The organism is Sodalis sp. RH20 (genome assembly GCF_047324205.1).
Taxonomy (GTDB): Bacteria; Pseudomonadota; Gammaproteobacteria; order Enterobacterales; family Enterobacteriaceae; genus Acerihabitans.
In genome coordinates this window covers 561,203-575,146 of record NZ_CP178733.1, presented here as the reverse complement: position 1 = coordinate 575,146, position 13,944 = coordinate 561,203, and the positions used below count along the sequence as shown (strand labels likewise).

12 protein-coding genes are annotated in these 13,944 nt (G+C 60.5%); all 12 read right to left on the bottom strand.

All coding sequences use genetic code 11. The annotated features are described in order from the left end of the window. Positions 1-1,542 (bottom strand): NADH-quinone oxidoreductase subunit M, encoded by a 1,542-nt coding sequence (nuoM, locus tag ACL2XM_RS02730; RefSeq protein WP_410014214.1) that lies wholly within the window; start codon positions 1,540-1,542, stop codon positions 1-3. Between the two features lie 112 nt (positions 1,543-1,654). Continuing rightward, positions 1,655-3,499 carry an NADH-quinone oxidoreductase subunit L gene (gene nuoL, locus ACL2XM_RS02725; RefSeq protein WP_410014213.1) on the bottom strand — a complete coding sequence of 615 codons (1,845 nt, stop codon included), beginning with the start codon at positions 3,497-3,499 and terminating at the stop codon, positions 1,655-1,657. Then, on the bottom strand, positions 3,496-3,798 hold the full coding sequence (nuoK, locus tag ACL2XM_RS02720) for an NADH-quinone oxidoreductase subunit NuoK (protein ID WP_162367989.1): 303 nt from the start codon (positions 3,796-3,798) through the stop codon (positions 3,496-3,498). The genes nuoL and nuoK overlap by 4 nt, the downstream gene beginning before the upstream one ends. Next, complete coding sequence (gene nuoJ, locus ACL2XM_RS02715; RefSeq protein ID WP_410014212.1) at positions 3,795-4,355, bottom strand: NADH-quinone oxidoreductase subunit J; 561 nt, start codon at positions 4,353-4,355, stop codon at positions 3,795-3,797. The genes nuoK and nuoJ overlap by 4 nt, the downstream gene beginning before the upstream one ends. Before the next feature lie 10 nt (positions 4,356-4,365). Next, entirely contained in the window at positions 4,366-4,908 is a 543-nt protein-coding gene (nuoI, locus tag ACL2XM_RS02710) for an NADH-quinone oxidoreductase subunit NuoI (protein ID WP_410014211.1), read from the bottom strand. A 14-nt stretch (positions 4,909-4,922) separates the two neighbouring features. Continuing rightward, positions 4,923-5,900, bottom strand: coding sequence for an NADH-quinone oxidoreductase subunit NuoH (nuoH, locus tag ACL2XM_RS02705; protein WP_410014210.1), 978 nt, complete (start codon positions 5,898-5,900; stop codon positions 4,923-4,925). Next, the gene (nuoG, locus tag ACL2XM_RS02700; protein ID WP_413723335.1) at positions 5,897-8,626 is read right to left on the bottom strand and encodes an NADH-quinone oxidoreductase subunit NuoG; all 2,730 of its coding nucleotides are present in this window, start codon (positions 8,624-8,626) and stop codon (positions 5,897-5,899) included. Before nuoG ends, nuoH begins: the two co-directional genes overlap by 4 nt. 109 nt (positions 8,627-8,735) lie before the next feature. Beyond that, the gene (gene nuoF, locus ACL2XM_RS02695; protein ID WP_413727943.1) at positions 8,736-10,085 is read right to left on the bottom strand and encodes an NADH-quinone oxidoreductase subunit NuoF; all 1,350 of its coding nucleotides are present in this window, start codon (positions 10,083-10,085) and stop codon (positions 8,736-8,738) included. Continuing rightward, positions 10,082-10,615 carry an NADH-quinone oxidoreductase subunit NuoE gene (gene nuoE, locus ACL2XM_RS02690; RefSeq protein ID WP_410014207.1) on the bottom strand — a complete coding sequence of 178 codons (534 nt, stop codon included), beginning with the start codon at positions 10,613-10,615 and terminating at the stop codon, positions 10,082-10,084. Before nuoE ends, nuoF begins: the two co-directional genes overlap by 4 nt. Before the next feature lie 2 nt (positions 10,616-10,617). Next, complete coding sequence (nuoC, locus tag ACL2XM_RS02685; protein WP_410014206.1) at positions 10,618-12,417, bottom strand: NADH-quinone oxidoreductase subunit C/D; 1,800 nt, start codon at positions 12,415-12,417, stop codon at positions 10,618-10,620. Positions 12,418-12,508: 91 nt separating this feature from the next. Further along, the gene (locus ACL2XM_RS02680; RefSeq protein WP_331121041.1) at positions 12,509-13,195 is read right to left on the bottom strand and encodes an NADH-quinone oxidoreductase subunit B; all 687 of its coding nucleotides are present in this window, start codon (positions 13,193-13,195) and stop codon (positions 12,509-12,511) included. Positions 13,196-13,210: 15 nt separating this feature from the next. Beyond that, positions 13,211-13,648: an NADH-quinone oxidoreductase subunit A gene (locus ACL2XM_RS02675; RefSeq protein WP_331121040.1), complete on the bottom strand. Its 438-nt coding sequence runs from the start codon at positions 13,646-13,648 to the stop codon at positions 13,211-13,213. Positions 13,649-13,944: the final 296 nt, after the last annotated feature.

Genomic DNA, 13,944 nt, shown 5'->3' with positions numbered 1-13,944 from the left:
TTACGGCCTTGTTGTTAGAGTTGAAACAGCTGATCCTGCTGCGTTTAGCGAGAACCAGTGCTGAACGTTGCTCATTGCCGCGTCGGACGTTTGCAGCACCGCCTGCGGGAAGAAGCCCAGCAACACCAGCAGCACCACCAGCAGCATAATGATCAACAGCTCGCGCATCGTCATGCCCGGCAAGGGTTCCTGCGATTTCGCCGGACCGTAATAAGCGCGCTGCATCATAATCAACGAATACACCGAGGCAAAAACCAGGCCGAAGGTGGAAATAACCGTAATCACCGGCACCACCGGGAAACTGCCGAACAGGATCAGGAACTCGCCGACAAAGTTGCCGGTACCCGGCATCCCAAGCGTCGCCACCGCAAAGAACAGCGACAGCGCGGGAATGAATTTTATCCGTCCCCATAGTCCGCCCATCTGGCGCATATCGCGGGTATGCAGACGTTCATACAGCTGGCCGCAGATAATAAACATCCCGGCGGCGGACAGGCCGTGGGCGATCATCTGCACCACCGCGCCCTGGTAGGCCAGCTGGCTGCCGGTGTAGATGGCAATCAGCACAAACCCCATATGGGAAACGCTGGTATAGGCAATCAGGCGCTTGATATCGGTCTGGGCAAACGCCATCCAGGCGCCGTAGAAAATGCCCACCACGCCCAGCCACATGGCAATGGGCGCGAACTGGTGGGACGCCTCGGGGAACAGCGGCAGGCAAAAGCGCAGCATGCCGTAGGCGGCGGTTTTCAGCAGGATGCCCGCCAAGTCGACCGAACCGGCGGTAGGCGCCTGGCTATGGGCGTCCGGCAGCCAGCCGTGCAGCGGCACCACCGGCATTTTCACCGCGAAGGCGATAAAGAAGCCCAGCATCAGCAGGTACTGCACCAGCGACGACATCGGGGTATGCAGCAGGTCTTCGTAATTGAAGGTCCAGACGTCGGTGGCATGATAATGCACCAGCACCAGCGCCAGGATCGCCACCAGCATCACCAGCCCGCTGGACTGGGTATAGATAAAGAACTTGGTGGCGGCGGTGATGCGCGTCTTGCCGTCGGAGGCCTTATGGCCCCACAGGGCAATCAGGAAGTACATCGGCACCAACATCATTTCCCAGAAAAAGAAAAACAGGAACATGTCGATGGCCAGGAACACGCCGATGACGCCGCCCAGGATCCACAGCAGATTAAGATGGAAAAAGCCCTGGTAGCGCTGGATTTCACGCCACGAACAGAGAATGGCCAGCACGCCCAGCAGGCCGGTCAGCACCACCATCAGCAGGGACAGACCGTCCAGCGCCAGGCGGAACGAGATACCGAAACGCGGTATCCACGGCAGCACAAACTCGGATTGCCACTGCGGCAGGCCCTGCGCCGAAACCAGTGAATACCCGCCCTGCAGCCACAGCTGCAGGGAGAGCGCCAGAGTCAGCCCCATGGCGATCAAGGCTATCCAGCGCGGCACCTTGGTACCGAAGCGCTCGCATTGCCAACACAGCAGACCGCCAATGAAGGGGAAAAGTATTAGCCAAGGTAGTAGCATGGCGTTGTGCATCCCTAAATTGAAAAAAACCTGAAAACTTACCTACTGGCGGGAGAAGACATGATGCCGGTGTTCTTCCCGCCCCGCGCGTGTCATTTAACGCCGCCGCCGTTTACACGAATATCAACAGCGCCACCACAATCACGGCGCCCAGACTCATGGATGCCGCATACCAGCGCAACTGGCCGTTCTCGCTAAGCGTCAGCCCGTGTCCGGCCCAGCGCGCCAGCACCGCCGGCACGCTCATCAGGCTGTTCAGCGGATCGCTTTGCAGCAGCCGGGCAACGCCCAGGTACGGCCTGACAAACACTTTGTCATACAGCCAGTCGAAGCCCCAGGCGTTAAACCACCAGACGGTGAAGAACCGTCCCGGGGCGCTGGCGGCCACGGCATGCACCAAGCGGCGCTTGCCGAGATACAGCCCGGCGGCGAGCAGAATACCGAGGATCACCACCACGCCGGAGACAATCTCCAGGGTGATCTTGCCCTCTTCACCCAGGTGGCTGTCCGGCAGCACGCCCGCCAAAGGCGGCGTAATCAGCGCGCCGATAAAGGTGGACAGCACCAGCAGCACCAGCAGGGGCAGGTGATGGCTGATGCCTTTGCCGGCATGGGCCTTGATCTGCTCCTTGCCGTGGAACACGATGAAGATCATGCGGAAGGTATAGAGGGAGGTCAGCAGCGCGCCCGCCAGCCCGGCCAGCATCAGGTTGAAATGGCCGTTCGCCAGCGCGCCCCACAGGATTTCGTCTTTACTGTAGAAACCGGCGGTAATCACGGGCAGCGCCGCCAGGGCCGCGCCCCCCACCAGGAAGCAGATATAGACCAGCGGGATGGACTTGCGCAGCCCGCCCATCTTGAAGATATTCTGCTCGTGGTGGCAGGCCAGGATAACCGAACCGGAGGACAGGAACAGCAGCGCCTTGAAGAACGCATGGGTCATCAGGTGGAAAATGGCCGCATCCCAGGCCTGCACGCCCAGCGCCAGGAACATGTAGCCGATCTGGCTCATGGTGGAGTAGGCCAGCACCCGCTTGATATCGGTCTGGACCAGCGCGGCGAAACCGGCCAGCACCAGGGTAACCGCGCCGATGATGCCCACCAGGTGCAAGACCTCGGGCGCCATCAGGAACAGTCCGTGGGTACGGGCGATCAGGTATACGCCGGCCGTGACCATGGTGGCGGCGTGGATCAGCGCCGACACCGGGGTCGGGCCGGCCATGGCGTCCGCCAGCCAGGTTTGCAGCGGCAGCTGCGCCGATTTACCCACCGCGCCGCCAAGCAGCATCAGCGTCGCCCAGGTGATGGCCGTGGAGCCCACCGCCAGATGCTGCGGCGCCAGTACCATCAGCTCGCGGAAATTCAGCGTGCCCAGTTCCGAATACAGGATAAACAGGGCAAACGCCAGCAGCACGTCGCCGACGCGGGTGACGATAAAGGCTTTCATCGCCGCCGCGCCGTTTTTGGATTCTTTATAATAGAAACCAATCAGCAGGTAGCTGCACAGCCCCACCCCTTCCCAGCCGAGATACATCAGCAGCAGGTTATCGGCCAGCACCAGCAATACCATGCTGGCGATAAACAGGTTGGTATAGGCAAAAAAGCGCGAATAGCCCTCTTCGCCGCGCATATACCAGGAGGCGAACAGATGGATCAGGAAACCGACCCCGGTCACCACCGACAGCATGGTCAGCGCCAGGCCGTCCAGCGACAGGGTAAAGGCGATATTAAACTTGCCCACCGTCATCCAGGTCCACAGCGGCTGGTTGAATACCGCCGCCGCGCTTTCCCGCGTGCCGAGAAAATCAACCGCTACCCAGGCCGTGGTCAGCGCGGCCAGGCCGACGGCGCCGACGCCCACCAGGGCCGACAGGTTTTCCGACCAGCGTCCCCGTGAAAACGCCAGCAGCAGATACCCCACCAGGGGAAACAGAATAGTTAAATAGAGTAGGTTCATCCGTGCATCTCGCTGACGTTATCGATATTCAGGGATTGGCGGCGGCGATGCAGCTGCAGCAGCAGCGCCAGGCCGATGCTGGCCTCGGCGGCGCCGAGGCTAATGGCCAGGATATACATGACCTGTCCGTCGGCCTGTCCCCAGTAGCTGCCGGCAACGATAAACGCCAGGGCGGAGGCGTTAATCATGATTTCCAGCCCCAGCAGCATAAACAGCAGGTTGCGGCGGATGAGCATGCCCGTCAAACCCAGTACAAACAGAATGGCGGCCAAAATGAGTCCGTGCGTTAACGGGATCATGCCTGCTCCTCCGGTTTTCTTTTTATGCCATCGGGCAGCTTGGGTCCCTTGGGCAGCGCATCGCCCTCGCGATCTTCACGCCCGAGATGGAACGCCACCACCAGCCCGGCCAGCAGCAGCATGGACGCCAGCTCCACCGCCAGGACGTAAGGTCCGAACAACGCGATGCCCACCGCCTTGGCGCTGATCACCTCACCCGATATGCCGTGATCGGGCACGCCGTATATGGCCCGGATCAGGATCGCCAGCAACAGCAGCGACAGTATGCCCGGCCCGACCCAGGCGGACGGGGCAAGCCAGCCGCGTTCGCGCCGCTGGTCGGCGGCGCCGAGATTAAGCATCATCACCACGAACACGAACAGCACCATGATGGCGCCGGCGTAGACGATGATTTCCAGCGCGCCGGCGAAATAGGCCCCGAGCGCAAAGAATACGCAGGCGATAGCCAGCAGCGAGACAATCAGGTAAAGCAATGCGTGCACCGGGTGGGTATGGGTGATAACCCGCAGGGTTGCCAGTATCGCCACCAGGCCTGACAAATAAAAAGCGACTTCCATGCTTAACTCCTTAGGGCAGCAAACCTTTGACGTCAATGGGTTTGGCTTCGTTTTCCGCTTCGCCCTTATCTTTCCCGTCGATCGCCATACCGGCCATGCGGTAAAAATTATATTCCGGATATTTACCCGGCCCCGAAATCAGCAGATTTTCTTTTTCATAAACCAGATCCTGGCGCCGGTACTCACCCATTTCAAAATCCGGGGTCAGTTGGATAGCCGTGGTCGGACACGCCTCTTCGCACAGGCCGCAGAAAATGCAGCGCGAAAAGTTGATGCGAAAAAACTCCGGATACCAGCGTCCGTCCGCGGTCTCGGCTTTCTGCAGGGAAATGCAGGCCACCGGGCACGCCACCGCGCACAGGTTACAGGCCACGCAGCGCTCTTCGCCGTCCGGGTCGCGCGTCAGTACGATGCGGCCGCGAAAACGCGGCGCCGTATTGACCGGCACATCGGGATACATCAGCGTTTCACGCTTGCTGAACGCCTGCATGCCGATCATCCAGATACTGCGTAGCTGGGTGCCGGCACCATACACTAATTCTTTTAACGTCATGGTTTATTCACCCCTCATTGAGCGTTGTACAAAATGACCGCCGCCGTCGCCAGCAGGTTCAGCAGCGTTAACGGCAGGCAGATTGTCCAGCCGAACGACATCACCTGGTCATAGCGCGGACGGGGCAGCGCCGCGCGGATCAGGATGAACATCATCATGAAGAAGGCGGTTTTAATGGCAAACCAGATGAACGGCGGTAAAAACGGCCCCTGCCAGCCGCCGAAAAACAGCGTGACGATCAGGGCCGACACCGTGACGATGCCGATATATTCGCCGACAAAAAACAGGCCGAATTTCATGCCCGAATATTCGATATGGTAGCCGTCGGCCAGTTCCTGTTCCGCTTCCGGCTGGTCGAACGGATGCCGGTGGCAGACCGCGATGCCCGCCAGCACAAAGGTGGCGAAACCGAAGAACTGCGGAATGATATTCCACAGATGGGCCTGGGAGGCGACGATATCGCCGAGACTGAACGAACCGGCGCGCGCCACCACGCCCATCAGGGACAAGCCCAGGAAGACCTCGTAGCTGAGGGTCTGGGCCGAGGCGCGCATGGCGCCGAGCAGCGAGTATTTATTATTGCTCGACCAGCCGGCGAACAGCACCGCGTACACCGCCAGGCCCGCCATCATCAGGAAGAACAGCACGCCGATATTCAGATCCGAGACCACCCAGGTCGGGCTGACCGGGATCACCGTAAAAGACACCAGCAGAGCGGTAAAGGCGATAACCGGCGCCAGGGTGAAGATCATGCGATCGGAAAACGGCGGGACCCAGTCTTCCTTGAAAAACATTTTCAGCATATCCGCCACCAGCTGGAGCGAACCGCCCCAGCCGACCCGGTTGGGTCCGTAGCGGTTCTGGAACAGGCCCAGCAGCCGGCGTTCGGCAAAGCTCATGTAGGCGCCGCAGGTGACCACCACCAGCAGGATCACCACCGCTTTCAGTACCGTCAGAATGATGTCAATCACGTCCGATGTTAACCAACTCATAACGCGGCCTCCCGCAGGTTTTCAACGCGTTGTCCTACCCACACCGGCGGAATGCCGGGCAGGCCCAACGGCAGGCCCACCTGGCCGGCCGCCAGGGCGTCGCTGAACCTGACCGGCAGGCGCAGCGACTGCCCGGCGCAGGTGAATTCCAGCAGCGTGCCGCTGTTGACGCCCAGCCGCTCGGCGTCCTGGCGGCTTACCGCCACGTAAGGCTGCGGCATGCGCTCCTGAATCACCGCGGCGCGTTGGGAGGTTTCCTCGCTGCCGAACAGATGGTAGTACGGCGCCACGCGCCACTGGCCGTCGACCGGGGCGACAAACGCCGCCGGCACGTCGGTGAACCAGTCCATACGGCCCTCGCCCGCTTCCAGCAGCCGTACGCCGGGATCGCCGTGGCGCAGGTGTCCGCCCACTTCCGCCTGGAATTTATTCCAGGCCTGCGGGGAGTTCCAGCCCGGCGCCCAGGCGAAGGCCACCTGCTTGCTCATGCCCTGGGGGCTGCTGTTGCCTTCCATGGAGAACGCGAACATGGTGTCCTTGTCCTGGGGCTGGCGCGGCTCGTGCACGTCGATGTTGGCGCGCATCGCGGTGCGTCCGCTGTAGCGGTGCGGCTCGCGGGCCAGCTTCTGGCCGCTGACGCGGAAACCGGCATCGGGCGCGGCCTCTTTGATCCCGGCCAGCTGCGGCAGCGTCTCGGCGCAGGCGCTGATGATATGATCGAACTGGGTCCAGTCCACGTGGCGATCCAGGTAGGTGGAGTGCAGCGAATGCAGCCAGCGCCAGCTCTCCAGCATAATGGTCTCGGCATCATAGTAGGCCGGGTCGTATACCTGGAAGAAGCGCTGCGCGCGGCCTTCCTGGTTGATAAGCGTACCGTCGCTTTCGGCAAAGCTGGCCGCCGGCAGGATCAGGTTGGCCTTATCCATGATGGCGGTGCGCTGATGATCGAGCACGATAAGATTGACGGTTTTGGCCAGCGCCGCGTCCACCCGCTGGGCCGGCGCGTGGCGGTACAGATCGTTTTCCAGCACGATCGCGCTGTCCGCCGCGCCCTGCTCAAGCTGTTCCAGCGCCTGGTCCAGAGTACCGCCGCCCATCAGCGCCAGTCCCATGCTGTTGGCGCTTGACGCCACGAAGGTTATGCCGACGTCGGCGCCGCGGCCTTTCAGCGCGCGGGCGACGTTGGCGGCGGCGGCAATCACCGCCTCGCTGCCGGCGTTGCTGCCGGAGACGATCAACGGCTTGCGGCTGCCCGCCAGGGCCTGCACGATCACATCGATCCTGGCGCGCAACTCGTCATCCAGGCCCTCCACCGCCGGGGCGCTGTCGTCCAGCGCGTGGGCGACGGCAAAGCCCAGGCGCGCCTGATCCTCCACCGGGGCGCAATAGGTCCAGGCGGCGATATCGTCAAGCTTGGTGCGATCGACGCTGGTGACAAACAGCGGATGGCGGGCATGCTGGCCGATGGTCTGGATGGCGGCAATCTGCCAGTCGGCGACTTTTTGCGCCGCGGCCATTTCACGGGTCTTGCCCTTCACCGCCTGGCGTACCGCCAGGGCGATGCGCGCGCCGGTCTGGGTTAAATCCTCGCCCAGCACCAGCACCGCGTCGTAACTTTCCATTTCGCGCAGCGACGGGGTATGCACGCCGCCGTTGCGCAGCACGTCCAGCATCAGGGCCAGCCGCGCCTGCTCGGCGCCGGAGATGCCGGTATAGAAATTGGCGGCGCCCACCAGTTCACGCAGCGCGAAATTGCTTTCCACGCTGGCGCGCGCAGAGCCGATGCCGATCATCTTCTTGGCGTGGCGCAACGCGTCGGCCGCGCCCTGCATCGCCTGTTCGGCGTTCAGGGCGATCCAGTCGTCGCCGCGGCGCTGCAGCGGATGGCGCGGACGATCCTTGAGATTGACGTAACCGTAACCGAAACGGCCGCGATCGCACAGGAAGTAGTGGTTAACGCTGCCGTTAAAGCGGTTTTCAATGCGCCGCAGCTCGCCGTAACGCTCGCCGGGGCTGGTATTGCACCCCACGCTGCACTGCTGGCAAATGCTGGGCGCGAACTGCATATCCCATTTGCGGTTGTAGCGTTCGGAATGGGTTTTATCGGTGAACACCCCGGTCGGGCACACTTCCACCAGGTTGCCGGAGAACTCGCTTTCCAGCGTGCCGTCCTCGGGACGGCCGAAGTAGACGTTATCGTGGGCGCCGTAGACGCCCAGATCGGTGCCGTCGGCATAATCCTTATAGTAGCGGACGCAGCGGTAGCAGGCGATGCAGCGGTTCATCTCGTGGGAGATAAACGGGCCGAGGTTCTGGTTGCGGTGGGTGCGCTTGGTAAACCGGTAACGGCGGAAATTCTGGCCGGTCATGACCGTCATGTCCTGCAGATGGCAGTTGCCGCCCTCCTCGCACACCGGGCAATCGTGGGGGTGGTTAGTCATCAGCCACTCCACCACGCTTTTACGGAACTGTTGCGCCTCTTCATCATCGATGGAGATAAAGGTACCGTCCGACGCCGGCGTCATGCACGACATCACCAGCCGGCCGCGCGTATCCTCGGCGTTTTGATATTGCTTGACCGCGCACTGGCGGCAAGCGCCGACGCTGCCCAGCGCCGGGTGCCAGCAAAAATAAGGAATATCGAGACCCAGGGTAAGACATGCCTGCAACAGGTTGTCCGACCCCTTAACCTCGTATTCTTTGCCGTCTACATGAATGGTAGCCATAGTCAGCATGCTCAAGTGTGGCCCGCAATAGCGCGGGCGTTAATCAAAATGCGTCTCGGGTGCATAACATCCGCCCGGCCTCGTTTGGCCTAAAGGCGCGGATGCAGGGTTACCAACGCGCTTTCAGCAAGTTTGGCTGGATACCGGCAATAGTGCGGGTATTACCGATATGCTGCGTTGCAATTCCCGCTTCAAATTCTTCCCGGAAATATTTTATCGCGCTTTGCAGCGGCTCGACGGCGCCCGGCGCATGGGCGCAGAAGGTTTTGCCCGGGCCGAGGAACCGGCACAGCTGTTCCAGCGTTTCAATATCCCCCGGCTGCCCCTCGCCTTTTTCTATGGCGCGCAGCAGCTTCACGCTCCAGGGCAGGCCGTCGCGGCAGGGTGTGCACCAGCCGCAGGACTCGCGCGAGAAAAACTCTTCCAGGTTGCGCGTCAGGGATACCATATTGATTTCATTATCCACCGCCATGGCCAGCGCCGTGCCCAGGCGGCTGCCCGCCTTGCCGATATTCTCGAAATCCATCGGCAGGTCGAGGTGATCGCCGGTCAGGAAGTCGGTGCCGGCGCCGCCCGGCTGCCACGCCTTGAGCGTCAGGCCATCGCGCATGCCCCCGGCGTAATCTTCCAGGATCTCGCGCGCGGTGATGCCGAAGGGCAATTCCCACAGGCCGGGATATTTGACCCGCCCGGAAAACCCCATCAGCTTGGTGCCGGTATCGCTGCTTTTGCCCGCCGTGATGCCTTTGTACCAGTCCACGCCGTTCTCAAGGATGGCCGGCACGTTGCACAGGGTTTCGACGTTATTGACGCAGGTCGGTTTGCCCCAGGCGCCGGCGGTGGCCGGGAACGGCGGTTTGGAGCGCGGGTTGGCGCGGCGGCCTTCCAGGGAATTGATCAGCGCCGTCTCTTCGCCGCAGATATAACGCCCGGCGCCGGTATGGACGATCAGCTCGAAATCAAAGCCGGTACCGAGGATATTCTTGCCCAGATAACCGGCCTCGGTGGCTTCGGCGATGGCGCGCCTGAGGTTCACCGCCGCCTCGATATATTCGCCGCGCAGGAAGATATATCCGCGATAGGCCTTAAGGGCAAAAGCGGCAATCAGCATACCTTCCACCAGCAAATGGGGCAGTTGCTCCATCAGCAGGCGGTCTTTATAGGTGCCCGGCTCCATCTCATCCGCGTTGCACAGCAGATAGCGGATGTTCATGGCCGGATCCTTGGGCATCAGGCTCCATTTCAGGCCGGTGGAAAACCCCGCCCCGCCCCGCCCTTTCAGGCCGGAGTCCTTGACCAGGGTGACAATGTCGTCCTGGGACATGCCTTTGAGCGCTTTTTCCGCGCCGGCATAGCCGTTCTTGCCGCGATACTCGTCAAGCCATACCGTCTGGCCGTCGTCGCGCAGGCGCCAGGTCAACGGATGCATTTCGGCGGTACGTACAATCTGTTTGATCATCGATACTGCTCCAATAGCGGACCGATACCTTCCGGCGTCAGATGAACGTGGGTGTCGTCATCAATCATCATGCTCGGCCCCTTGTCGCAGTTGCCCAGGCAGCAGGTGGGCAGCAGGGTGAAGCGCCCATCGCCGGTGGTCTGCCCCGGCTTGATATCGAGCGCTTGCTCCAGCGCCGCCTGGATGCCCTGGTAGCCGGTGATATGGCACACCACGCTATCGCAATATTTAATGATATGGCGCCCGACCGGCTGGCGGTAAATCGAACTGTAAAACGTGGCCACGCCTTCCACATCGCTGCCCGGAATGCCCAACACCTCGGCAATCGCCGCGATGGCGCCGTCCGGCACCCAGCCGCGTTGTTTCTGCACGATTTTCAGCGCTTCGATGGAGGCGGCGCGGGCATCTTCATAATGGTGCTTTTCATGCTCGATGGCCTCTCGCTCCTGGGCCGTGAGCACAAAGGCGGCGGTGTCGTCCTGGCGGCCGGGGGCGGCGTCGCGCCCATGCGTATCTGTATGTTCATGCATAATTAGCGGTCCACATCTGACATAACAAAATCGATACTGCCCAGATAGACGATGAGATCCGATACCAGGCTGCCGCGAATCACCGAGGGAATTTGCTGCAAATGCGGGAAACTCGGGGTGCGGATACGGGTCCGGTAGCTCATGGTGCTGCCATCGCTGGTCAGGTAATAACTGTTGATCCCCTTGGTGGCCTCGATCATCTGGAACGATTCGTTAGCCGGCATCACCGGTCCCCAGGAGACCTGGAGGAAGTGGGTAATCAGGGTCTCGATATGCTGCAACGTCCGCTCTTTCGGCGGCGGCGTGGTCAGCGGATGATCGGCCTTGAACGGGCCTTCCGGCATATTGTTCAGGCATTGTTCAAGGATGCGCAGGCTCTGGCGCATCTCCTCCACCTTCAGCATCACGCGGCTGTAGCAATCGCTGACGCCGTCGCCCACCGGCACCTCGAAATCAAACTTGTCGTAGCCGGAGTACGGACGCCATTTACGCACGTCGAAAGAGATGCCTGTTGCGCGCAGCGCGGCGCCGGTCACGCCCCAATCCAGCGCTTCCTGGGCGCCATAGGCGGCGACGCCCTCGGCCCGTCCGCGCAGTACGCTGTTGCGCAGCGCCGCCTTGACGTAGGAATCCAGGCGCTTGGGCAGCCAGTTCAGGAAGTCGCGCAGCAGGCCGTCCCAGCCGCGCGGCAGATCGTGCGCCACGCCGCCGATGCGGAACCAGGCCGGATGCATGCGAAAGCCGGTAATGGCCTCCACCACGTCATAAATTTTCTGCCGGTCGGTAAAGGCCAGGAATACCGGCGTCATGCCGCCGACGTCCTGGATATAGGTGCTGATATACAGCAGATGGCTGTTGATGCGGAACAGCTCGGAGAGCATGACCCGGATCACCTCGACCCGTTCGGGCACCACGATGCCGGCGAGTTTTTCCACCGCCAGCACATACGGCATTTCATTGACGCAGCCGCCGAGGTATTCCACCCGGTCGGTATAGGGAATATAGCTGTGCCACGACTGGCGCTCGCCCATTTTTTCCGCGCCGCGGTGGTGATACCCGATATCGGGCACGCAGTCGACGATTTCCTCGCCGTCCAGCTGCAGGATAATGCGGAAAGCCCCGTGCGCCGACGGATGGTTCGGCCCCAGGTTAAGAAACATGAAATCTTCGTTTTCGCGCCCGCGTTTCATGCCCCAGTCTTCCGGCTTGAAGGTCAGCCCTTCCATTTCCAGATCCTCTTTCTGCTTGGTCAGCATATAAGGATCGAATTCGGTGGCGCGCGCCGGATAGTCTTTACGCAACGGATGGCCCTGCCAGCTTTGCGGCATCATGATGCGGGTCAAATGCGGATGGCCGTCAAAGGTCATGCCGAACATTTCCCAGGTTTCGCGCTCATACCAGTTGGCGTTGGGGAAAATTTTGGTCACGGTGGGCAGATGGAAATCGCTCTGCGAGAGCGCCACCTTCAGCATGATATCCCGGTTGCGGTCGATGGATATCAAGTGATAAAACACGGTGAACTCAGCGGCGGGCAGGCCCTGGCGATGGGTGCGCAGGCGCTCGTCCACGCCATGCAGATCGTAGAGCATTACATAGGGCTTCGGCAGTTTTTTTAAAAACGTCAAGACCTCGAGAATCTGCTCGCGTTTGACCCATACCACCGGAATGCCGGTACGGGTGGGCTGGACGGTAAACGCCTCGGCGCCAAAACGGTCACGCAATTCGCCGATTACCGGATCGTCAAGATGATCCCGGGTCTGCCAGGCCGGCTGGGCGAGATGTTGCGTCATCAACTCTGTCATAGTTATTTTCACCAAATTAATGCTGTGCCGGCGTCATGCCACTGTGCGCGTTAAATGATTATGGACGACAACCGCCACATCGCCGCGCGCGTCAAATCTCGTCGGGAGATCGCAGGTTGGTTACCGCGATACGCTCGCCCTGTTTACGCTCGCGCTCCGACTGCATATTGGCGCGATAAACCCCCTGATCGCCCACCACCCAGGAGAGCGGACGCCGTTCCTTGCCGATGGATTCCTTTAACAGCAGCAGCGCCTGGATATAGGCTTCCGGACGTGGCGGGCAGCCGGGAATATAGACATCGACCGGCAAAAATTTGTCCACGCCCTGCACGACGGAATAAATATCGTACATACCGCCGGAATTAGCGCATGCGCCCATGGAAATCACCCATTTCGGCTCGAGCATTTGATCATAAAGACGCTGGATGACCGGGGCCATCTTGGTGAACGGCGTGCCCGCGATCACCATGAAATCCGCCTGGCGCGGTGAGGCGCGAATAACTTCCGACCCGAAACGCGCCACATCGTGCACCGCGGTAAAGGACGTGGTCATTTCGACGTAGCAACAGGACAGGCCGAAGTTATACGGCCACAACGAGTTGCCCCGGCCCCAGTTCACCGCATTATGCAACGCGTTTTCCAGGGTACCCAAAAAAACGCTGCGGTTGACGTGCCCATCCAGGGGATCGGCGACGATATCCTGTTTTTGCAGGGGATAACGGTCATTTTCACCGCCATTCTCACCGTCCGGCTCAACACGGGTGAGGGTGTAATCCATGGTTATGCCTCGCTGTTACTGCTGATGACGTTGGTTTTCGGCGATTGGGCCCGCGCGCTTGAGACGCTGGGAACGCTCGGGCGTCCAGTCCAGCGCGCCGACGCGCACCAGGTACACCAGGCCCGCCAACAACACAATAATAAAAACGGCTGCTTCGAAGAAACCGACCCAGCCGACTTCGCGGATGGATACCGACCAGGCGTATAAATACAGGGCTTCCACGTCAAAAATGACGAAAAACATGGCCACCAGGTAAAATTTAGACGAAAGACGCAGTCTTGCCGTCCCCACCGGGTCGATACCGGACTCGAAGGGCACGTTTTTTGAGCGGGAGTGGGCGCGTCCGCCTAATAAGAAACCGCCCAGCAGCATAAAGCAGCACAGGCCGACGGCACCAACGAGGAATACGGCGAACGCCCAGTAATGGGCGGTAACTTCAGTGGTTATTGACATTTTCTTTGCTCATCAAAAGTGGCATTTTGCAGTCTGCTCTTCGTCAACGGCAGTTCGACTCACCACATCGATTTATGGGAAGGAGTAGGAAAAAACCGCACCGCGCTGTTGCCACCGGCATACACAGCCATTGTGTGGGGTTTTTACTCCTTTACATAACCTTTTGTCAACTTGGACAAAAGAAACTTCATAGTAATTTACACAGTTAATATCTAATTAACATTTGATGCGCACGATTTTAGCTTAATCGAGTCAGTGTTGCGCGCCAGCAACATAGCAATAACATAGGGCGGTTC